Here is a 19,998-nt window from a genome sequence, read left to right on the forward strand (position 1 = left end):
GGGGGGTGGGGGAGGGGGAGGGCTAATGGGCTGGGGGGGGGGCGGAGGGGGGGGGGGGGGGGGTGGTTTGGGGGGGGGGGGGGGGGGGGGGGGGGGTTGTGTGGGGGGGGGGGGGGGGGGGGGGGGGGGGGGGGGGGGAGGGCGCGCCCCGCCCCCCCCCCCCCGGGTCAGCGTGCGGCGCGGCGGCGCAGCAGCTGCATCAGGGCGGCGGACGTCAGGCAGAAGGCCACCAGCGGGATCAGGGCGATGTCGAAGGCGTGCGGGTAGTCGCCGGGCAGGCCGGCGCCGAGCGCGGGGAAGAAGACGGTGCCCGCGAGGGAGACGCCGATGGCCGCGCCGCCCTCCTGCGCCGTGTTGAGCGCGCCGGAGGCCGAGGCCGCGTGCTCCGGGTCGATGCCCGACAGCACGGTGTTGGTCAGCGGGCCGGTCGTCATCCCCATGCCCGCTCCGGAGATCACCAGCGAGGGGATCAGCCAGAGCACGGACGCGCTCTCGCCCGACTCCGCGACCGTGACGCCCACCAGCACATAGCCGACGGCCAGCGTCAGCGTGCCCACCGCCGGCAGCTGCTGCCCCACCCGGGCGCCGATCCGGGGCGACAGCGCGACGGACGAGCCGAAGAAGCCCGCGCCGAGCGCGAAGAACAGCAGCCCGGACTCCATCGGCGACAGCCCCCGGCCCTGCTGGAGGTACAGCGCGAGCAGGTAGAAGAACGAGCCCATGGCCAGGAAGTACGCCAGCGTCGCGGACAGTCCGACGGAGAAGCTGCGCACCCGGAACAGCGTGAGGTCGATCAGCGGGCTGCGGCCCCGCGCGCCCCGCCGCCGGAAGTGGGCCACGGCCAGCGCGAACAGCACGACACCGGCGCCCAGGCTCAGCAGGCTCCAGGTGGGCCAGCCCTCCTCGCGCCCCTGCGTCAGCGCGTACACCACCAGCACCAGGGACGCCGTGGTGAGCAGCGCGCCCAGGCCGTCCAGGCGCGCCCCGTCCGCCCCGCGGGACTCCGGGATCACCCGGCCGGCGAAGACCAGGGCGACCAGGCCGACCGGCACGTTGATGAGGAAGATCGACCGCCAGTCCAGGCCCGCCACGTCGGCGGTGATCAGCACACCGCCGATGACCTGGCCGAACACGGCCGCCTGACCGACCACCAGACCGTAGACGGTGAACGCCTTGCCCCGGCTGGGCCCGTCGTAGACCGAGCCGATGATGCCCAGCACCTGCGGGACCATCAGCGCCGCGGCGGCGCCCTGGAGGACGCGCAGGGCGATCAGGCTCTCGGCGGACGGGGCGAGTCCGCAGCCCGCCGAGGCCAGGGTGAACAGCGCCAGCCCCAGCGTGAACATGCGGCGGCGGCCGTAGAGGTCGCCGATCTTGCCGCCGGTGATCATGCCGGCGGTGAAGGCCACGCCATAGCCGACGATCATCATCTGGCCCTGTGCCGAGGTGGCCCCGAGGTCCTTCTGGATGGAGGGGACGGCGACGTTGGAGATGAAGTAGTCGAGGACCGTGATGAAGGTGCCCACCATCACCACCGCGAGCGCCCCCCACGAGGGGCTCGCGGCCGGTGCGGCGGCGGCCGGCGCCGTGGCCGGCGCCACGTCGGTCCCGGCCGGGTGCGTACGCGTGTCAGCGCTCATCCGCTGTTACTCCTGCTCGGTTTCTACCGGGGGGATTCATGGGTCCCGTGGCGCGCCGTGCGGCCGCCGCGGGGAGGTCCGGGACGGTGCCGGAGGTCACCAGGTGACGGGAAGGGCGGTGACGCCGTGGAACACCGTGCCGATCCGGAAGAGGCTGTCGGGGTCGTCCGTGGCCAGCCGCAGATCGGGGAAGCGCCGGAAGAGACCGCGCAGGGCGAGGTCCATCTCCAGGCGGGCCAGGGGAGCGCCCTGGCAGAAGTGCGGTCCGTTGCCCCACTGGAGATGCCGGCTGGTGTCGCGGTCGACGTCCAGGCGGTCCGGGTCGGGGAAGACCGAGGGGTCGTGGTTGGCCGCCGGGATCGAGATGACCACCGCGTCGCCCTGGTGGAAGGTCACGCCGCCGATCTCGACGTCCTCGACCGCCAGGCGGACGATGGCGTCCTGGGAGATCGACCAGTAGCGCATCGACTCCTCGATGAACCGCGGGATGCGGGCGCCGTCGTCGGCCAGCACCTTCGCGCGCAGCGCGTCGTCCCGGAGGATGCTCAGGATGTTCAGCGCGATCTGGTTGGTGGTGGTCTCGTGGCCGGCGACCAGGACGAGCCGCGCGATGCCCACGAGCTCGTCGAGGTCGATCTCGCCGGGCGCCAGGTACCGGGTGGCCAGCCGGGTCATCAGGTCGTCCTGCGGCTCGGTCAGCTTGCGCTCCGCCAGCTCGCCCAGATAGCGCGTCATGTCCTGGTAGGCGGCGAACGAACGTTCGGGGTCGCCCTGGGAGATGGTGACCTGGGTCTTCTCGATGAAGTAGGGGGAGTCCTCGTCCGGCACGCCCAGCAGCCGGGCGATGACCAGCGTCGGCAGCTTCCGGGAGAACGCGTGGTGGAGGTCGGACGGGCGCGGGCGGTCCGAGAAGTCGTCGAGGAGGTCCTCGACCAGCCGCTCGACCGCCGGGCGCAGGTTCCGCACCCGCCGCGCGGTGAACTCCGTGGCGATCATGCCCCGGAGCCGGGAGTGCTCGGGGTCGTCCATCCGGAGGAAGGAGCTGGGCCGCTGGCCGGGCGGCACCTGGATGCGCACCGGGGCGCCGGGAAGGAGTTCGTCGGCGCTCAGCCGGGGGTCCTTGAGGGCCTGCTGGACGTCAGCGTGCTTGGTTACGAGCCAGGCCCGCCGGGATTCGGCGGTACCGGCCGGAAGCCGGACCGCGCACGGCGGACCCTCACGCAGTTCGGCGAGCACCGTGGCCGGGCAGCCCGTGGCCGTCCGCGGAAACGGCCAGTCCAGGACGGTCTGTTCGGCTGCGAGCATCACATGTCTCCCTCATGAGAAAACCGTTGTGACGCCGACTATGCGCGACCATGCTGACATGACCCTGACGGCCCGTGGACAGGGGCCGTCAGCGGTGCGGTGCGGGCCGCCGGACGGGTCCGACTCAGCGGGGCGGACCGCCCCGGCGGGGCAGCCCGACGAACTCGCCCATGGACGCGGCCGCGTGCTCGAAGAAGGCGGCGGGATCCGCCGCGACCCCCGCGATGTGCCCGTTCACCTCGAAACCGACCATCCCGTGCAACTGTGTCCAGACGACCAGCATGCGGGCGATCGTGAAGGAGGACAAGCCGTTCAGCAGCCCGGCGGCGAGGGCCTCCACGCTGCGGCGCATGCCCTCGGCCATCGGCTCGTCGGCGGGCCCCTCCGCCAGCACGCCCTCCTTCCGTGCCTCGTGAAGGATCGCGACGAGCGCCAGCACCGTACGCGCGCCGGCCGCCATCGTCTCCGGGGGAGCGCTGTAACCCGGCACCGGCTGGCCCCAGATCAGCGCGTACTCGTCCGGGTGGGCCAGCGCCCAGCTCCGTACGCCCGAGCACACCGCGACCCACCGCTCCAGCGGCCCACCGTCCGCGGCGGCGGCCGCCGCGGCCTCCGCGCTGTCGCTCATCGCGGTGTAGGCGTCGAGGATCAGCGCCGTCAGCAGCGCCTCCTCGTCGGCGAACGCCTCGCGCACGGCCCCGGGTTCCCGCCCGGCGGCCGCGGCCACCGCCGCGAGATCCAGATCGACGTCCCGCCGCCGGGCGAGCCGCAGCACCGCCTCGTCCTTGACGCGGCGCACCAGCTCCTCGCGTCCACCACCGTCCCGCGCATCCCGCTGAGTCATACAACTACTCTCCCAGGCCGGACGCGATTCGTCGATCATGGCCGGGGAAATCCCGCCACGGACCCGTCACACGATCCGCGTCCGGAGTCAGGAACAATGGGGCCCGCGCGGCTCGTTGACGGTCGTACGCACCGGGCCCGCAGGGCGACGTCAGGAGGACACGTGACCAGCGGACAGACGACCAGCGCGGTCGAGCACGGCTACGTCGAGGTGAACGGCGTGCGGCTGCACATCGCCGAACAGGGGAGCGGACCCCTGGTCGTGCTCCTCCACGGATTCCCGGAATGCTGGTACTCCTGGCGCCACCAGTTCGGGCCGCTCGCCGCCGCCGGCTACCGCGTGGTGGCGCCCGACCAGCGCGGCTACGCCCGCAGCGAGCAGCCGGAGGACCCCGGCGCCTACAGCCTGATGCACCTCACCGGCGATGTCGTCGGCCTCATCCACGCCCTCGGCGAGGAGAGCGCCGTCGTCGTCGGCCACGACTGGGGCGCCCCCGTCGCCTGGACGACGGCCCTGCTGCGCCCCGACGTCGTCCGCGGCGTCGCCGGCCTGAGCGTCCCGCACATCCCGCGCGGCCCGGTCCCCCCGCTGCCCGGCCTGCGGGAGATCCTCGGCGACGGCTTCTACCAGATCTATTTCCAGGAAGCGGGGGTCGCCGACGCCGAGTTGGCGCAGGACCCGACGGCCACCTTCCGCCGCATCCTGTTCAGCGCCTCCGGCGACAGCCCCACCACCGCCCCGCCCCGCCCGTGGGTCGTCCCCGAGGGCGTCAGCCTCCTCGACACGATGCCGGAGCCGGACCGGCTGCCCGCCTGGCTCTCCGAGGACGACATCCACGCGTTCGTCCGCGAGTTCGACGAACACGGCGAACGCGCCTTCACCGGCGGCCTCAACTGGTACCGCAACATCGACCGCAACTGGGAACTCCTCGCCCCCTTCGCCGACCGCGTCATCGACGTCCCGGCCCTGTTCGTCGCCGGCGACCGCGACCTGGTCCGCTCCTTCCCCGGCATCGACGAACTCCTGGCCGCCCAGAAACTCACCACTCCCAAACTCCACGCCAGCATCACCCTCCCCGGCTGCGGCCACTGGACCCAGCAGGAACGCCCGGAGGAGGTCAACGCGGCACTGCTGGACTTCCTGGGGCAGGTGGCGCCGAACGGGAGCTGAGACGGTGGCCGGCCCCGTCGGCGTGTGCGGCGGGGCCGGGTGGCCTCGCGGCGTCCTCGATGGCGGCGAGGCCACCGTGACCGTGTACACCCCGGACGAGCCGGTGGCCTCCGCCGCCGGCTCGTCATCGGTCCCTGGGCGCTCAGGGACCGCGAAGAGACCGGCCCTACCCGGCCCGCCCCCTAGCCGCCGCCAGCAGTCCCGCCCAGTCCGGGATCTTCACCGTGCCGCGGCCCAGTCGGGCGCCCAGGGCCGCTTCCGCCGCCTCGATGCCCAGCCAGCCCGGCCATTCCACCGGCTCCACCCCGGCCGCCCGCAGGGCCGTCCGCGGGTCCTCCGGGACGCCGCGGGCCAGCAGGGCCCGGGCGTCGGCGAGCAGGGAGGTCACCGTCTCCTTCGCGCACGGACGGTTGGTGCCGATCACGCCCGTCGGGCCGCGCTTGATCCACCCCGCGACGTACTCGCCCGGCGACGGCGTGCCGTCCCGGAGCACCCGTCCCCGCTCGTGCGGTACGGTCCCCCGCTCGGGGTCGAACGGCAGGCCGGGGATGGGCACTCCGCGGTAGCCGACGGACCGGAGCACCAGCTGTGTCTCGATCTCCTCGAACCGGCCCGTTCCCGTCACCGCGCCCCGCTCGTCGACGGCCGTCCGTTCGAAGCGCACGGCACGCACCGCGTCGTCGCCCAGCAGCGCCACCGGCCGTAGGAAGAACCGCATCCGGATGTGCCGCCCGCGCCCGGCGGGCGGGGTTCCGGCCCACTCGCGCAGCACCTCCACGTTGCGCCGGGCCGCGGCCGGCAGCCCGGAGGGGTCCGTCCACGCCGGGTCCAGGGCGGCCTCGTCGGCCGTCACGACCGGCCGGGCGCCCGGCAGCGCGCCGAGTTCGCGCAGCTCCTTCGTGGTGAACTTCGCCTGCGCCGGGCCGCGCCGCCCCACCATGTGGATGTCCGTCACCCGGCTGTCGGCGAGTGCCGTCAGCGCCGCGTCCGGCACGTCCGTGTGCCGGAGCTCGTCCGCTCCGCGGGCCAGCACCCGGGCCACGTCGACCGCCACGTTGCCGACCCCGATGACCACGGCCGAGCGGGCCGCGAGCACGAACCCGCCGGGCGCCGCGTCCGGATGGGCGCTGTACCAGGAGACGAACTCGGTCGCGGAGAAGCTCCCGGGCAGGTCCTCGCCGGGGATGCCCAGCCGCCGGTCGGTGGCCGCGCCCACGCAGTAGACCACCGCGTGGTAGAGCTCCGGCAGCAGCCGGGCGGGCAGGGCGCCGGGCCCGTCCCCGACCATCACATTGCCGAGGAAGCGCACGCCCGGCCGTTCCAGGGCCACGCGCAGGTTCCGCTGGAGGGACTTGATCTTCTCGTGGTCGGGGGCGACGCCGTAGCGCACGAGACCGTACGGGCAGGGCAGCCGGTCCAGCACGTCCACCGTCACCGCGGGGACGTCGCGCTGCTCCAGCAGGGCCTGGGCGGTGTAGACGCCGCTCGGTCCCGATCCGACGACTGCGACACGAAGCACGGAGGGCTCCTTCCGCACGCTCCCGTTCCCGCGTGGTCCCGAGGGACTCCAGGATCCCATGGGGGACGGGAGAACGGCAGGCGGAACGTTTCGGCCGCGTCAGGGCCGCGGGCTCAGGCCCAGCCCTCCGCCGGCGGCCGTTCCCCGGGCGGCACGCCCAGGCCCCACTCGAGCCCGTAGCGCTGGAACAGCTCGGCCCGCAGCCGCTCGGCCGGCATCGGCGCGCCCGGCAGCAGGATCGCCACGACCGCCCCCATCAGCAGGGCACGCAGCAGGCGGTAGTCGGTGTCCGGGTCGGGGGAGCCGTAGCGGGCCACCGTGTCCCGCAGCAGGAACGCCAGGCGCTGCTGCTCGGGGCACTGGATGAAGCCCTCCTCGGTCAGGATTCCGGCCATGTGGGTGCGCATCAGGCGCGGCCGGTCACGGGCGAGTCCGAGCACGGCGTCGATGGCGCGGGCCATCCGCTCGCGCCCGTCCGGTACGCACGGTTCCCGCTCCAGCCCCGCCGCGAGCTCGCGGTGCATCAGCCGGTGCACGGCGGACTGCAGCAACTGCCGCTTGCCGGGGAAGTAGTACGAGACGAGCCCGCGCGCCGCGCCGGCCCGGTCCGCGATGTCCGCGAGCGTCGTGGCCTCGTAACCGTGCTCGTCGATCAGATCGACGGTGGCCTGCAAGAGGCGCTCTCGGGACTTGCGGCGCAACTCCTCGTTGACCGCCGCGCTGCGGGGGGACATGACCGTACTCCTGCGTTGACTGGCTGCGAGCCAATATACTCGGGGGGCAGCCGGATGTCCTGCCGCGGGCAGGGCTGTCGACGGGTGTGCCCGCGAGAAGCCGGGCCGCCGGTGCCGGGCGGCGCGGGGGACCGTCCGGCACCGGTGGCCCGGCTTCCGCCGTCCGCGTCCGCGCTTCCGTCAGCCCCCGCGCTTCCGGCGTCCACGCCCGCACCGGACAGGCCCTACGCCTCCGTGCGCCGCGGCGTCCGCCCGCGGGCCCGCCGGCGCCAGACCACCACGACGGCCGCGAGGCCGGTGAGCGCGATGAACGCCATGGCCGCCAGGAACTGCGGTGAGGTCGGCGAGGCCGCGTGGCTGCCCGCGACCACGTAGGCCGCGGTGTTGGGGACGACCCCCACCCCCGTCGCCAGCAGGAAGGCCGGCCACGTCATCCGGGAGACCGCGGCGCAGTAGTTCGCCGCGGCGAACGGCACCCCGGGGAAGAGCCTGATCGCCAGCATCGAGCGGAAGCCGTGCCGGCTGAGCTGCCGGTCGGCCGCCTTCAGCCAGCGGCCGCGCAGCAGCGGCCGCAGCGCGTCCTGCCCCAGGAGCCGCCCCAGGCCGAACGAGGCCGCCGACCCGAGCACCGTGCCGACGACCGCGGCGCCCGTACCCAGCGGGGTGCCGAAGAGGGCGCCGGCGGCGATGTTCAGCACGGGCCGCGGTACGAAGGCCGCGGTGCACAACCCGTACGCCACGGCGAACAGCACGACGGCGGCGGGCCCGGACAGATGCGGCGGCCAGCCGCCCGCCAGCAGCCGCTCCGGGCGGCACACCAGTACGCCCGCCACGGCCCCGGCGAGCAGCGTGACGAGCAGCCCCAGGCGCGACCACGGGGACAGCAGCACCCGTGCGCAGCGCGCGGACAGACCCGGTGAGGGGGCGGCGGTGTCGAGCATCGAAGGAGCGTAACCGACACCGGCGGCCGGCGGCCGAGGAGTCCGCGAGACGGTACGGAACCGGAGACGAACGGTCACCCGATGGTCATCCGCCGTCGGTCCGGTGGCGGTCACGACCGCCTCGTGGCCGGACCGGGCGAAACTCGGATGCCCCCGGACCTGGCCCGTCCTAGGGTTGCCGGCATGGACGAACCGAAGGAAAAGGAAGGGGCGTTCGCCAGCACACAACAGATGGCCTTGTTCGTGGCGGCGGAGCGCCGGGCGAGGCTCGCGCTGAGGCAAGGACATCTGGAGAAGGTGCTCACCGCCCAGCAGCTGCGGATGGTGATCCGCCACATGACACTGACCTGGATGGACGGGTTCCGCATAGGCCGGGCGCAGCGCGCCGCCGACGCCGAGCCGCCGTAGCCGGCACCGGGAGCACCGGAGGCACCAGGAGCACCGGGAGCGCCGGGAGCGCCGGGAGCGCCGGGAGCACCGCGACCTCATCGCATCCCCGACAATGGAGGGGTGGACGAACCGATACCCGTGAGCCGTGACGTGGACTGGGGCACCGCCAAGCTGATGCCCGATGTGGACCGGCCGCGGGCCTGGCTGCTGACGGTGAACGGCGCGCCGCAGTCGTACGTCGACCTCGACGACCCCACCCACCTCGAATTCGAGTACGCGCGCCGCCTCGCGCACGTGCTGGACACCGCCGCCGGGCCGGGCGAACCCCTCGACGTGCTGCACCTCGGCGGCGGGGCCCTCACCCTGCCCCGCTACGTGGCCGCCACCCGGCCCGGCTCGCGCCAGCGCGTCGTCGAGGCGGACCGCGGCCTGATCGCCCTGGTCGCCGAGCACCTCCCGCTCGCCGACGGGGTGGACGTCGAGGTGCGCGCGGACGACGCGCGGGCCGCGCTGGAGGCCGCTCCCGACGCCTCCGCCGATGTGATCGTCGCCGACGTCTTCGGCGGCTCCCGGGTGCCCGCGCACCTGACCTCCGCCGAGTACGCCCGCACGGCCGCGCGCGTGCTGCGCCCCGGCGGCCGCTACGTCGCCAACCTCGCCGACGGCGCGCCCTTCGACTTCCTGCGGTCGCAGGTGGCCACGTACGCGGCCGTCTTCGCGCACCTGTGCCTGATCGCGGAGGCCCCGATGCTGCGGGGCCGCCGCTTCGGCAACGCCGTCCTGGTGGCGGCGCACACCGAGCTGCCCGTGGCCGCGCTGGCCCGCCGGGCGGCCGCCGACGCCTTCCCGGCCCGCGTCGAGGACGGGGCGGCGCTGGAGCGGTTCGCGGCGGGCGCGGTGCCCGTCACCGACGCGGACGCGGTGGGGTCGCCGGAGCCGCCGGGCGGCTCCTTCGGCATCGGCTGACCGGAGCGGCGGGGCGGAACCGGAACCGGTCGCCCCACCGGCCTCTCCGCGTCAGGAGTCCTTCAGCGGCCGGAGCGTGCTCATGATCTTCTTGATGGTGTCCTCGGGCACCTCTTCCTTCTCGTCCTTGACGCCCGCGAAGATCCAGGTGTTGAGGTCGCCCGTGGTGTCCTTGTAGGCCACGGCGTACGCCTTGCCGTCCGAGGCGCACTTGGTGTCCTTGGGGACGTCGGTCGCCGTGGTCATGGCGCTGTAGCCGGTGATGCCGTGGTCGCTCGTGAACGCGGAGGCCTCGCCGATGTTGAGGTGGCCCCGCTTCTTCTGGTCGAACATCGACCAGGCCCAGCTGGCGGCGGCGTTGCGGGCGGCCTCCTGGAGGGACTTCGCGCCCTGGGCGCCCTTGGCGCCGGTGATGCCGCCCTCGTGGTTGAGCTCGATGCCCTTGTCGCTCTTGGAGGTGCAGCGCGTCTCCTGGAAGTAGGCGGGGGAGGACATGGCCTCGGCCATGCCGTCCTTGTCCTCGCCGGTGAGGTCCGGGACGATCACGCCGGTGCCGGTGGCCGCCACCTTCCAGTCCGCGGGAACGTCGAAGACGACGTGCCGCTTGGGGTTCGTGACCACCTTCCAGCCGCTGATGACGGGCTTGGCGTCGCCGCCGCCCGCCCGCGGGTTGTCCTCGCCGCCTCCGCCCGGCGAGGACGAGGCGGGCGCGGAGACCGACGGCGCGGCGCTCTCCTTGGCCTCCGCCTTCGGGTCGTCCTTCTTGTCGTCGCCGGTGAGGACGACGGCGCCGGTGACCCCGGCCGCGATGACGACGGCCACCGCCGCGCTGATCGCGATCACCGTCGTGCGCTTGTTACGGCCGTCGCCCGGCGGCCGCGCCCCGCCGGGGGCACCGGGGGCCGCCCACTGCGCTGTCGACCCCGGCTGCCCGGGCTGCCCCGGCTGCGGGCCGGACGGCTGGGCGTAGGGGTTGGCGTGGGGCTGCTGGTAGCCGCCCGGCTGCTGGTACGGGTTGGGTTGCCGCTGCGGATAGCCCGGCTGCGCGTACGGGTTCCGGTTCGGGTCCTGCGGGTTCTGCTCGCCCCCGGGCGACTGCTGTCCTGGCCACATGGCCGCCCACCTTATTGGGTGCGCGGCGGGATGTGATCCAGACCCCTTCCCGCCGTTACTACCGGCTGGTAACTTAACCGCATGTCTGAGACCCTCCCCTCGATCGGCGAGGCCCTCGCGGCCACCGTGCCCATGGTCCGCACGCTCAACCTGACCTTCGGCGAGATCACCGCCGAGCGGGCCGTCCTCCACCTCCCCGACCAGCCCGACTATCACAACCACGTCGGCGGCCCGCACGCCGGAGCGATGTTCACGCTCGCCGAGTCCGCCAGTGGCGCGATCGTCATCGCCGCCTTCGGCTCGGAGCTCTCCCGGGCCGTTCCGCTGGCCGTCCGTGCCGAGATCGGCTACAAGAAGCTCGCCAAGGGCCCGGTCACCGCCACCGCCGTGCTCGGCCGCCCGGCCGGCGAGGTCATCGCCGAGCTGGACGCCGGCGAGCGCCCCGAGTTCCCGGTGCACATCTCGATCACGCGCGAGGACGGCGCGGTGACCGGCGAGATGACCGTCGTCTGGACCCTGCGCCCGAACTCCTGAGCCGCGGACCCCGCCGGTGCGGCGGGTGATCACCGGCCCGGCCCCGTCGGTCACCGACGGGGCTTTCGTCGTTCCCGGCGCCCACCCCGCCGAACATCCGGTCGAAGAATCGGCGCCCACCCTCAACCAGCGGGGCGTTCCGTGTGTCTTTACCTCCAGTAGGCTTCCCGCCATGTGCGTCCTCGTGCGGCGCGCGGCGGGAAGCAGGTCGTTCAACCGGGGAGGAACCGGCGTTGCACATCCAGGAGTGGCTCGAAACAGTACCGGCGATCGCCGTCTACCTCCTGGTGGGCGGGGTCATCGGGCTGGAGAGCCTGGGCATCCCGCTTCCCGGCGAGATCGTGCTCGTCAGTGCCACGCTGCTCGCCGCCACCCAGGACCACATCAACCCGTACGTGCTGGGCGCCTGCGCCATCGCGGGCGCGATCGTGGGCGACTCGATCGGCTACCTGATCGGGCGCAAGGGCGGCAAGCCGCTGCTGGAGTGGCTGGGCCGCAAGTTCCCCAAGCACTTCGGCCCGGACCATGTGGCCACCGCCGAGCGGTCCTTCCAGAAGTGGGGCATGTGGGCCGTCTTCGTCGGCCGCTTCATCGCGCTGCTGCGGATCTTCGCCGGCCCGCTGGCGGGCGTGCTGCGGATGCCGTACTGGAAGTTCCTGATCGCCAACGTCCTCGGCGGCATCGTCTGGGCCGGCGGTACGGTCGCGGTCATCTACTCCGTGGGCAAGGTCGCCGAGGAGTGGCTGAAGAAGTTCTCCTGGCTGGGCCTGCTCGCCGCCCTGCTCTTCGGGCTGGGCTCGTTCGTCGTGATGCGGATCAAGGCCAAGAAGGCCGGTGCCGCGCGCAAGGACGAGGAGGCGGCGGCCGGACAGCCCGTCGCCGAGGCCGAGACCGTCGTGGCGGACTAGCCGGCGCTTCTCGTTCCGGATCACGTACGGCCCCCGGCGTCCGCCGGGGGCCGTACGTACATGACCCCGCGTGCATCCCGCATGTGATCTTGGCCCCACGCGCCCGCCGCGCCCCGGCCCCGCCCGTTAGCGTGCCCCCGAGACGGTGGCACACGGTGAAGGAGAGGGCGATGACGGAACGAGCGCTGATCGCGGGTGTGGGCGGCAAGAACCCGGACGTCCATCCGGAGGCCTTCACCGCGCCGACGGCCGTCGTGGTCGGCGACGTCACCCTGGCCGCCGGGTCGAGCGTCTGGTACCACGCGGTGCTGCGCGCCGACTGCGGGCCGATCACCCTGGGCGCCGGCAGCAACATCCAGGACAACTGCACCGTCCACGTCGACCCCGGCTTCCCGGTGACCGTCGGCGAGCGCGTGACCGTCGGGCACAACGTCGTCCTGCACGGCTGCACGGTCGGGGACGACGTCCTGGTCGGCATGGGGTCGACGGTCCTCAGCGGCGCCCGGATCGGCGCCGGTTCGCTGATCGCCGCCCAGGCGCTGGTGCCGCAGGGGATGGAGGTCCCGCCCGGCTCGCTGGTCGCCGGGGTGCCCGCCAAGGTGCGGCGGCAGCTGACCCCCGAGGAGCGGGAGCACATCCGGCTCAACGCCGAGATGTACCTGGGCCTGGCCCGCGACCACCGCGAGGCGTTCGACGGCTGACGCGTAGGCCGCGGCGGGCGCGGGGCCGGGACCGGTCCCGTGGCCGGACTCAGCCCGTGGCGAGGAGCACGGTGCCGACCAGGGCCAGGCCGGCGCCCGCCGCCTGGACCGTACGCAGCCGCTCGCGCAGCACGCCGCGCGCGGCCAGCGCGGTGACCACGGGGTAGAGCGAGGCGAGCACGGCGGCCACCGTCACCGGTCCGTTGTTGGCGGCGATGCTGTACGTGCCGTTGGCGGCCACATCCGCGAGACCGACGAAGGCCAGCGCCGGCAGCGCCGAACGCACCGCGCTCCAGCCCTCCTCGGGCAGGGCCGGGGTGCCCCGGCGGGCGGCCGCCCAGAGCGCGCCGGCGCCGACGAGTACGTTGCACACGCGCTGGACGAACAGTGCGAGGAACAGCCCGGTCAGGTTGTGCGAGGCCTCGGCTATCAGCGCCATGACCGAACCGAAGCCGAACGCCGCGATCAGCGTGAGGACCAGCGTCTGCCGCTGCACCGGCGCCCCGCCCAGCCCCGGCCCGCTGGCGAGGACCACGCCGACGACCGCGACCGCGATGCCCGCGAACTGGAGCAGACCGGGCCGTTCGCCCAGGACGAGGCCGACACCCAGGGGCACGGCGACGCCGCCGAGCGCGCCGAGCGGCGAGACGACGCCCATCGGGCCGAGGGCCAGTGCGCGGTAGAAGGCGAGCATGGCGGCGGGGCCCACGACGCCGGCGGCGACCGCGTACCAGAGCTGGGGGCCGGCCTCGGACCAGCCCCCGGTGCCGAGAACGATCGCGCCCAGCGCGCCCACGGCCAGCAGCTGCGAGACCAGGACGACGGTCAGAGCGGGCATGCGCCGGGTGAGCAGACCGCCGCCGAAGTCGGCCAGCCCCCACATCAGGCTGGTGGCCAGGGCGAAGACCGGTGTCATGGGGAGACCTCGCAGTACAGTGTGATGAACGGTGGAGTCCACGACACCGTAGTACAAGATACTCGACTCTTATCAATAATATTTTGCACGGGACGGATCGGATCGACGTGACGGACCTCGACCAGCTCACGCAGTCGCTCGCCCGCAACCTCAAGCACTGGCGCGCGGAGCGCCACTTCACCCTCGACGCCCTGGCCGCCCGCTCGGGCGTCAGCCGAGGCATGATCATCCAGATCGAGCAGGCGCGGACGAACCCCAGCGTCGGCACCACGGTCAAGCTCGCCGACGCCCTGGGCGTCAGCATCACCACACTCCTCGACTACGAGCAGGGCACCCACGTCCGGCTGGTGCCCCGGGAGCAGGTGGTGCGGATGTGGTCCACCGAGGCGGGCAGCCACACCTCGCTCCTCGTCGGCACCGACGTCCGCGGCCCGCTGGAGCTGTGGGACTGGCGCATCGTCCCCGGCGACAGCAGCGCGTCGGACCCCCACCCGTCCGGCACGGTCGAGATGCTGACCGTACGGTCCGGCACGCTCACGCTCGTCGTCGACGGCGAGGAGCACGAGGTGCCCGCCGGCACCTCCGCGACGTTCGAGGCGAACACCGCGCACACCTACCGCAACGACGGCACCGAGCCGGTGGAGATGACGATGGTGGTGGCGGTGCCGCCCGCCCGGTGACGGCCCGCCGCCCGGTGGCCGTCAGGCGGGGCGGGGCCGCCGCGACACGTCGAGGGAGAGCGCCAGGGAGTGCTCGGCGAAGCCGAGACCGCGGTAGAGCCGCTCGGCGTCCGGGGTCGCGTGGAGGTCGACGCGGGTGACGCCCTGCCCGGCGAACCAGTCCAGCAACGCCTCGGTGGTCGCGCGGGCCAGCCCCCGGCCGCGGGCGCGGGGGTCGGTGCACACGGTGAAGACGAACCCGAACCGCCCGGTGGGATGGCCCGGCGCGGGCAGCCGCTCCTCGACCCGCCCCACCGCGCACGCGGCCAGGTACGGCGGCCCGTCCGGGCCCGGCTCCCCGTCGACGACGAAGGCGCCCAGCCCCGGCCCCTCGGCGGCCAGCTGCCGCCGGGCCATCCGTACGGCGTCGTGTTCCCACGCGCCGGGGGAGTCGGCCCCGTCCATCTCGGCGAACATCAGCCTGCGCAGCCGCACGATCTCGGCGGCGTCCCCGGGGTGAGCGGGACGAGTCATGATCATGAAGAGACGGTAGCGCGGCCCGGGACGGGCCGGCAGGGCGGTGCCATGGGCCGCCCCCGCTCCCGGGGCGGCCCGTACGGCCGGGGTCAGCTCAGCCGGGGGATCTCGATCGCCGGGCAGCGGTCCATGACCATCAGCAGCCCGGCGTCACGGGTGCGGTCGTAGGCCTCCTCGTCGATCACGCCCAGCTGGAACCAGACGGCCTGCGCGCCGATCTCCACCGCCTCGTCGGCGACGGCGCCCGCCAGCTCGGACCGCAGGAAGACGTCCACGACGTCGACGTGGAAGGGAATGTCGGAGAGCGAGGCGTAGCCCTGCTCGCCGTGGACGGTCTCGGCCTTGGGGTGCACGGGCACGACGCGCTTGCCGTACCGCTGGAGAACCTCGGCCACGCCGTAGGCGGCGCGCCGCTCGTTGGACGACAGACCGACCACGGCCCACGTGTCGCCGGTCCCCTCGATGATCTTCCGGATGATCCCCGGTTCTGCGTACATGCCCCCACAACGAGCGACCCGGCCCGGCCATTCCCGTGATCGGCGCACGATTTAGGCTGGCCGGATGCAGGACGAATACCGCACGGTCGCGCGCGAGGGCGTGCATGAGATCGAGATCAGCAGGTCGCGCTTCATCTGTGCCCTCGCACCCGTCGCGACCGAGGAGGAGGCCCAGGCCTTCGTGGCGCGTGCCCGTAAGGAGCACCCCACGGCCCGGCACCACTGCTGGGCGTACGTCCTGGGTGCCGACGGTTCCGTCCAGAAGGCCAGCGACGACGGGGAGCCGGGCGGTACCGCGGGCGTGCCCATGCTGCAGATGCTGGTGCGGCGTGAGATGCGGTACGTCGTCGCCGTGGTCACCCGGTACTTCGGTGGCGTCAAACTCGGTGCCGGCGGGCTCATCCGGGCCTACGGCGGTGTGGTCGGGGAGGCCCTCGACACCCTGGAGACGGTGACCCGGCGGCGCTTCCGGCTGGTGACCGTCACGGTCGACCACCAGCGGGCCGGCAAGCTGGAGAACGACCTGCGGGCCACCGGCCGCGCGGTGCGCGAGGTGACCTACGGCGCCGCCGTGCGCATCGAGGTCGGTCTGCCCGAGGCCGATCTGCCCGCCTTCCGCTCCTGGCTGGCCGACGCCACGGCGGGCGCGGCGGAGCTGGAGCTCGGCGGCGAGGCGTACGGCGACGCCTGACCGCCGCGCCGCGAGCACGACCGGGCGGTCGGCCCCACGGGCCGACCGCCCGGTCACGCCGCGCCTCAGCGGCAGTCGCGCACCGGGTTGTCGTGCGTCAGGACGCAGGCCATCCGGGTGCCGCGCTCCTGGCCGTAGCGCTCGGTCAGTGCCACGCGGAAGTCGGCCCACTGGCGGCGGGTGTCGGCTATCGCGCCCTTGACCGCGCGGTCGAAGTTGCCGGCGGACCGGCCGCGGTCGGTGGTCGGGTCGCTGGTGGTCCCCGAGGCGGGGTCGATGAGACCGGTGTCCTTGTTGAGGGTGGAGTGGGTGACCCGGCCCGAGCAGCCGAAGGGCACGAGCGAGAAGCAGCCGGTGCTCAGCTGGTCGGGGACCGCGGCGGGAGCGGGCGCCTTGCCGTTCTTCAGGGCGAACAGCGGGGAGGGCGCGGCCATGTTCAGGCCGGGCGGGTTGTCCGCGCCGATGGGCCGGTTCGGGTCGGCCTTGTCGGTCCAGTTGCTGTGCGAGTAGAAGTCCTGCACGCCGTGGAGCGCCCGGCCCAGGCCCTCGATGCTGTTGCACTTGCCCCGGCCCGGCACGCCGCCGGTGAACAGGCAGTCGGTGGACAGGTCGCTGTCGCCCGCCGACACCGAACCGTCGCCCTTGAGCGTGCCCGAGGCGGCGGACACCCCCTGGCTGAAACGTCCCTGCAGCTTGGTGACGCAGGCGACGAGCTGGTCGGTGGCCTGCTGCCGGGTGCGTGCGTAGCCGGCCGAGGTGAGGAAGTCGGCGTTGTCGCAGTGCGCCTCCGGGGTGAGGATCTCGTCGGAGTCCGGCGACCCCACCGCCCCGAACGTGCCCGTGTGGCCGGCTACCTGGTCCACCGAGCGGGGCTCGAAACAGGTGCCGTCCGAGGCCTTGCCGGGTGCGCAGGCGAGCGCCGCCCGGGTGATGCGCTCGTGCTCGGCGCGCTGCCCCAGCGAATTGATCGTGCCGAACGCCTGCGCCTGGCCGGCCTGGACGGTGAGCAGCATCGGCGCCGCGAGGGACGCCGCCCCCAGCATCAGGGCGGAGCGGCGCGGCGGACGGCGTCTGGTGATGCGCATGGCAGGACTCCTCTTCAGGACGGGTGGGAAAAAGAGATGAAGGAGAGGGGGCGCCCTCGCCCCTCAGTCCGTGCGGGAGAAGCGGCGCGCCGCCACCACCAGGGCGAGGAGCGAGAACGCCACCACCAGCCCCAGCGACAGCCCGAGCGGGACCTCCCAGCCCGCCCAGTCGACCGGCGCGAAGATACGGCCGGACGGGGTGCCGGCCGGCGGGGTGGTGTGGAAGGCGGTGATGGTCCGGCGCATGGCGTCCACCGCGTACGTCAGGGGATTGACGATCGTCAGCGACGCCATCCAGGCCGGCATCGCGCTGACGGGGAACATCAGCCCGGACAGGAAGACCATCGGTCCCGTCAGCACCGTCAGCATCGTGTGGAACGTCTGGATCTTGCGGACGCGGACGGCGATCACCGCGCCGATGACCGTCATCGCCAGTGAGGCGAGCAGCAGTTCGGCCAGCAGCGCGGCGAACAGGTCGACGCGGTACGGCACGCCCACCAGCCCCGCGCTGGCGAGCACCACCGCGCCCTGGCAGGCGGCGACGGTCGCCCCGCCCAGGCACTTGCCGATCAGCAGCGTGCTCCGGCGGACGGGCGCCACCAGCATCTCGCGGAGGAAGCCGCTCTGCCGGTCGTACACGATCGAGGCGCCCACCGAGATCGCCGGGGCCTGGGCGGCCATCACCAGCACACCGGGGAAGAGGAAGATCATGTAGTCCTCCGCCGAACCCGCGCCGCTGAACATCCGCGACAGCCCGATGCCCAGCACGTACAGGAAGAGCAGTGGCTGGAGGAGCGAGACCGCGATGCCGGCCCGCGACCGGAGGAAGTGGATCATCTCGCGCCGCCACACCATCCGCCCGGCGCGCCACTCGGTGGCCAGCCGGCCGGGGCTCCTGGTGGGTGCCGCGGCCGGTGCCGCGGCGGCCGTCGTCTGCGTCATGACCCGCCTCCCGAGCCGTCCCGGATGCCGCGCCCCGTGTGGTGGAAGAAGACGTCGTCGAGGCTGGGGCGGATGACGGTCACCTCCCAGACGGCCACGTCCAGGCCCGCGCAGAGCGCCGGGACCAGCCGGGCGCCCTCCGGGACCTGTACGGACAGGCCGCCGCCCGGCGTCCGTGCCGGGTCGAGCCCGAAGCGTCCGCGCAGCGAGGCCGCCGCGGCCTCGTCGTCGTCGGTGCGCAGCTCGACCCGGTCGGCGCCGATCACCGACTTCAGCTCGGCCGGGGTGCCCTGGGCGACGATCCGGCCGTCGTCGATGATGGCGATGCGGTCGCACTGCTCGGCCTCGTCGAGGTAGTGCGTGGTGAGGAAGACGGTCGTCGCCTCCCGCTCGCGCACCTCCGCGAGATGCCGCCACACCTGGGCCCGGGTCTGCGGGTCCAGGCCGATGGTCGGCTCGTCGAGGAAGAGCAGGCGCGGGCGGTGGAGCAGACCGCGGGCGATCTCCAGCCGCCGCCGCATCCCGCCCGAGAAGGTGCCCACCATGCTCGTCGCGCGCTCGCGCAGCCCGACGAGGCCCAGCATGGCGTCGATGCGGTCCGCGAGCCCTGCGAGCGGCAGGGCGTAGAGGTCCGCGTGGAAGCGGAGGTTCTCCACGGCCGTCAGCTCCGGGTCCAAGGTGGTCTCCTGGAAGACCAGGCCCAGGTCGCGGCGGACCCGCCGGGCGTGGCGGCGGGTGTCGTTGCCCGCGATCTCGATCGTGCCCGCCGTGGGCGTCGCCAGGGTGGTCAGCATCGAGATCGTCGTGGTCTTCCCCGCCCCGTTGGGCCCGAGGAAGCCGAACGTCTCGCCCTGTTCGACGGTCAGGTCGATGCCCCGTACCGCCACCACGTCCCCGTACGCCTTGCGCACCCCCCGCGCCCGGATCGCCGGCGGGGGACCGGCCGGGGCGGTGCCGCCCACGGGCTCGGACATCGTCTCTCCTAGCACTCGAGGGCGTCCGCCCAGTGGTCCGGGACCGCGTAGCCGAAGCTCCAGCGGTGCCGGACGGTGGGGTTGACGATGCAGTGCCAGAACAGCTTGTCCGGGTCCTGCTCCACCTTGAAGAAGCGGACGATGCGCGGCCGTTCGGGCAGGGTGACGATCTCCCGGGTGCGCGGGTGGAGATAGCGGAAAAACGACGTACGCCCCGTCTGCGCCGGGTCCGGGAACGGCGCGTCGACGTCGACGATGTACATGCGCCAGCCGGGCTGGTCGGCGTTGGTGTGCCAGAGGCGGTAGGCCGACGGCGGGTACCACATCGAGCCCGAGGCGCGGACCTCCCCGCCGAAGAGCTCCTCCAGGGCGGTCACCACGCGGGTCTTGGCCGCGAAGTACTCCTCGTACGCGTCGTGGTCGACGTGCTCGTCGAGGTTGAACAGATGGAAGTCGCGGCGTGGCGCCCCGGGCGCGTCGCGCCAGCCGGCGGCGGCCAGCCGGCGGTGCCAGGCCTGGTAGGCGGGGTCGGCGGGGGACCGGTCGGTGGAGCGCAGGTCCTCTTCCCGGAAGCGCTCGCCGAACGCGTCCAGGCCGGCCGTGGGCGGCATCACCTTCAGCCGGGGCAGCTCGGCGACGACGGGCGCGAACCCCGGCAGGTCGTCGAGCGCGTACTCGTAGTGGGCGAAGGTGGTGGGCCCGGCGGCGCGGGCGGGCGGCGGCGGGGAGGCGGGCGCCTCCGGCCCGGCGGCGGGGCCGGCGAGGGCCGCGGAGGCGGCGGTGAACTCCTCGGCGGTGAAGGCGTAGCCGTGCCGGCGGCCGAGCCGGACGAGCTCCGGCAATTCGGTGACCGCCCGCATCTCGGGGCCGAAGCGGTCGGGTTCGAGGGCGTCGCGCAGGAAATCCGCGCAGGTCTTGAGCGCCATGACGGT

The 19,998-nt window shown here is 73.6% G+C and carries 22 protein-coding genes; 8 read left to right on the forward strand and 14 right to left on the reverse strand.

Annotation, left to right across the window (positions count from 1 at the left end):
* Positions 1–167: 167 nt before the first annotated feature.
* The 3 genes from AC07BS_RS14675 to AC07BS_RS14685 all read right to left on the reverse strand — a co-directional run bounded on the left by AC07BS_RS14675 (position 168) and on the right by AC07BS_RS14685 (position 3,789).
* Entirely contained in the window at positions 168–1,640 is a 1,473-nt protein-coding gene (locus AC07BS_RS14675; RefSeq protein WP_478639635.1) for an MFS transporter, read from the reverse strand.
* 96 nt (positions 1,641–1,736) lie between these two features.
* A complete protein-coding gene (locus AC07BS_RS14680; RefSeq protein WP_478932378.1) occupies positions 1,737–2,945 on the reverse strand; it encodes a cytochrome P450 in 1,209 nt (402 codons plus the stop codon).
* Between the two features lie 124 nt (positions 2,946–3,069).
* The gene (locus AC07BS_RS14685; protein WP_478639629.1) at positions 3,070–3,789 is read right to left on the reverse strand and encodes a TetR-like C-terminal domain-containing protein; all 720 of its coding nucleotides are present in this window, start codon (positions 3,787–3,789) and stop codon (positions 3,070–3,072) included.
* Positions 3,790–3,951: 162 nt separating this feature from the next.
* Here AC07BS_RS14685 and AC07BS_RS14690 point away from each other — a divergent pair, with 162 nt between their 5' ends.
* Positions 3,952–4,959: an alpha/beta fold hydrolase gene (locus AC07BS_RS14690; RefSeq protein ID WP_478639628.1), complete on the forward strand. Its 1,008-nt coding sequence runs from the start codon at positions 3,952–3,954 to the stop codon at positions 4,957–4,959.
* Positions 4,960–5,125: 166 nt separating this feature from the next.
* On the opposite strand, the gene AC07BS_RS14695 is transcribed toward AC07BS_RS14690, so the two are convergent.
* The 3 genes from AC07BS_RS14695 to AC07BS_RS14705 form a co-directional block, all read right to left on the reverse strand.
* Positions 5,126–6,478, reverse strand: a complete 1,353-nt coding sequence (locus AC07BS_RS14695) for an FAD-dependent oxidoreductase (protein WP_478639625.1) — start codon at positions 6,476–6,478, stop codon at positions 5,126–5,128.
* Positions 6,479–6,591: 113 nt separating this feature from the next.
* Positions 6,592–7,212 (reverse strand): TetR family transcriptional regulator, encoded by a 621-nt coding sequence (locus tag AC07BS_RS14700; protein ID WP_478639623.1) that lies wholly within the window; start codon positions 7,210–7,212, stop codon positions 6,592–6,594.
* A gap of 224 nt (positions 7,213–7,436) precedes the next feature.
* Positions 7,437–8,153 carry a TVP38/TMEM64 family protein gene (locus tag AC07BS_RS14705; protein ID WP_478639621.1) on the reverse strand — a complete coding sequence of 239 codons (717 nt, stop codon included), beginning with the start codon at positions 8,151–8,153 and terminating at the stop codon, positions 7,437–7,439.
* Between the two features lie 183 nt (positions 8,154–8,336).
* Here AC07BS_RS14705 and AC07BS_RS14710 point away from each other — a divergent pair, with 183 nt between their 5' ends.
* Entirely contained in the window at positions 8,337–8,561 is a 225-nt protein-coding gene (locus AC07BS_RS14710; RefSeq protein ID WP_478639620.1) for a hypothetical protein, read from the forward strand.
* Positions 8,562–8,663: 102 nt separating this feature from the next.
* Positions 8,664–9,509 (forward strand): spermidine synthase, encoded by an 846-nt coding sequence (locus AC07BS_RS14715; protein ID WP_478639619.1) that lies wholly within the window; start codon positions 8,664–8,666, stop codon positions 9,507–9,509.
* 51 nt (positions 9,510–9,560) lie between these two features.
* Here the strand turns inward: AC07BS_RS14715 and AC07BS_RS14720 are convergent, their stop codons facing one another.
* The gene (locus AC07BS_RS14720) at positions 9,561–10,622 is read right to left on the reverse strand and encodes a DUF8017 domain-containing protein (RefSeq protein ID WP_478639617.1); all 1,062 of its coding nucleotides are present in this window, start codon (positions 10,620–10,622) and stop codon (positions 9,561–9,563) included.
* A gap of 81 nt (positions 10,623–10,703) precedes the next feature.
* On the opposite strand from AC07BS_RS14720, the gene AC07BS_RS14725 reads away from it, so the two are divergent.
* From AC07BS_RS14725 to AC07BS_RS14735, 3 genes are all read left to right on the forward strand, one after another.
* On the forward strand, positions 10,704–11,156 hold the full coding sequence (locus AC07BS_RS14725; RefSeq protein ID WP_478639615.1) for a DUF4442 domain-containing protein: 453 nt from the start codon (positions 10,704–10,706) through the stop codon (positions 11,154–11,156).
* Between the two features lie 233 nt (positions 11,157–11,389).
* On the forward strand, positions 11,390–12,064 hold the full coding sequence (locus tag AC07BS_RS14730) for a DedA family protein (RefSeq protein WP_478639613.1): 675 nt from the start codon (positions 11,390–11,392) through the stop codon (positions 12,062–12,064).
* A 170-nt stretch (positions 12,065–12,234) separates the two neighbouring features.
* Positions 12,235–12,765: a gamma carbonic anhydrase family protein gene (locus AC07BS_RS14735; protein ID WP_478639611.1), complete on the forward strand. Its 531-nt coding sequence runs from the start codon at positions 12,235–12,237 to the stop codon at positions 12,763–12,765.
* 49 nt (positions 12,766–12,814) lie between these two features.
* Here AC07BS_RS14735 and AC07BS_RS14740 read toward each other — a convergent pair whose 3' ends face one another.
* The gene (locus tag AC07BS_RS14740) at positions 12,815–13,681 is read right to left on the reverse strand and encodes an EamA family transporter (protein WP_478932384.1); all 867 of its coding nucleotides are present in this window, start codon (positions 13,679–13,681) and stop codon (positions 12,815–12,817) included.
* Positions 13,682–13,788: 107 nt separating this feature from the next.
* On the opposite strand from AC07BS_RS14740, the gene AC07BS_RS14745 reads away from it, so the two are divergent.
* Positions 13,789–14,361, forward strand: coding sequence for a helix-turn-helix domain-containing protein (locus AC07BS_RS14745; protein ID WP_478639607.1), 573 nt, complete (start codon positions 13,789–13,791; stop codon positions 14,359–14,361).
* 21 nt (positions 14,362–14,382) lie between these two features.
* Here AC07BS_RS14745 and AC07BS_RS14750 read toward each other — a convergent pair whose 3' ends face one another.
* The gene (locus AC07BS_RS14750; protein ID WP_478639605.1) at positions 14,383–14,880 is read right to left on the reverse strand and encodes a GNAT family N-acetyltransferase; all 498 of its coding nucleotides are present in this window, start codon (positions 14,878–14,880) and stop codon (positions 14,383–14,385) included.
* 86 nt (positions 14,881–14,966) lie between these two features.
* Positions 14,967–15,374, reverse strand: a complete 408-nt coding sequence (locus tag AC07BS_RS14755; protein WP_478639604.1) for a CoA-binding protein — start codon at positions 15,372–15,374, stop codon at positions 14,967–14,969.
* 64 nt (positions 15,375–15,438) lie between these two features.
* Between AC07BS_RS14755 and AC07BS_RS14760 the strand changes: the two genes are divergently transcribed.
* Entirely contained in the window at positions 15,439–16,065 is a 627-nt protein-coding gene (locus tag AC07BS_RS14760; protein WP_478639601.1) for a YigZ family protein, read from the forward strand.
* Positions 16,066–16,130: 65 nt separating this feature from the next.
* Here AC07BS_RS14760 and AC07BS_RS14765 read toward each other — a convergent pair whose 3' ends face one another.
* From AC07BS_RS14765 to AC07BS_RS14780, 4 genes are all read right to left on the reverse strand, one after another.
* Entirely contained in the window at positions 16,131–17,150 is a 1,020-nt protein-coding gene (locus AC07BS_RS14765; RefSeq protein WP_478932387.1) for a CinY protein, read from the reverse strand.
* Positions 17,151–17,213: 63 nt separating this feature from the next.
* Positions 17,214–18,092 carry an ABC transporter permease gene (locus AC07BS_RS14770; protein WP_478639599.1) on the reverse strand — a complete coding sequence of 293 codons (879 nt, stop codon included), beginning with the start codon at positions 18,090–18,092 and terminating at the stop codon, positions 17,214–17,216.
* Positions 18,089–19,066 (reverse strand): ABC transporter ATP-binding protein, encoded by a 978-nt coding sequence (locus AC07BS_RS14775; protein WP_478639596.1) that lies wholly within the window; start codon positions 19,064–19,066, stop codon positions 18,089–18,091. Before AC07BS_RS14775 ends, AC07BS_RS14770 begins: the two co-directional genes overlap by 4 nt.
* Positions 19,067–19,074: 8 nt before the next feature.
* The gene (locus AC07BS_RS14780) at positions 19,075–19,992 is read right to left on the reverse strand and encodes a Nif11-like leader peptide family natural product precursor (protein WP_478932389.1); all 918 of its coding nucleotides are present in this window, start codon (positions 19,990–19,992) and stop codon (positions 19,075–19,077) included.
* Positions 19,993–19,998: the final 6 nt, after the last annotated feature.

This window comes from Streptomyces sp. NPDC044063 (assembly GCF_056434285.1).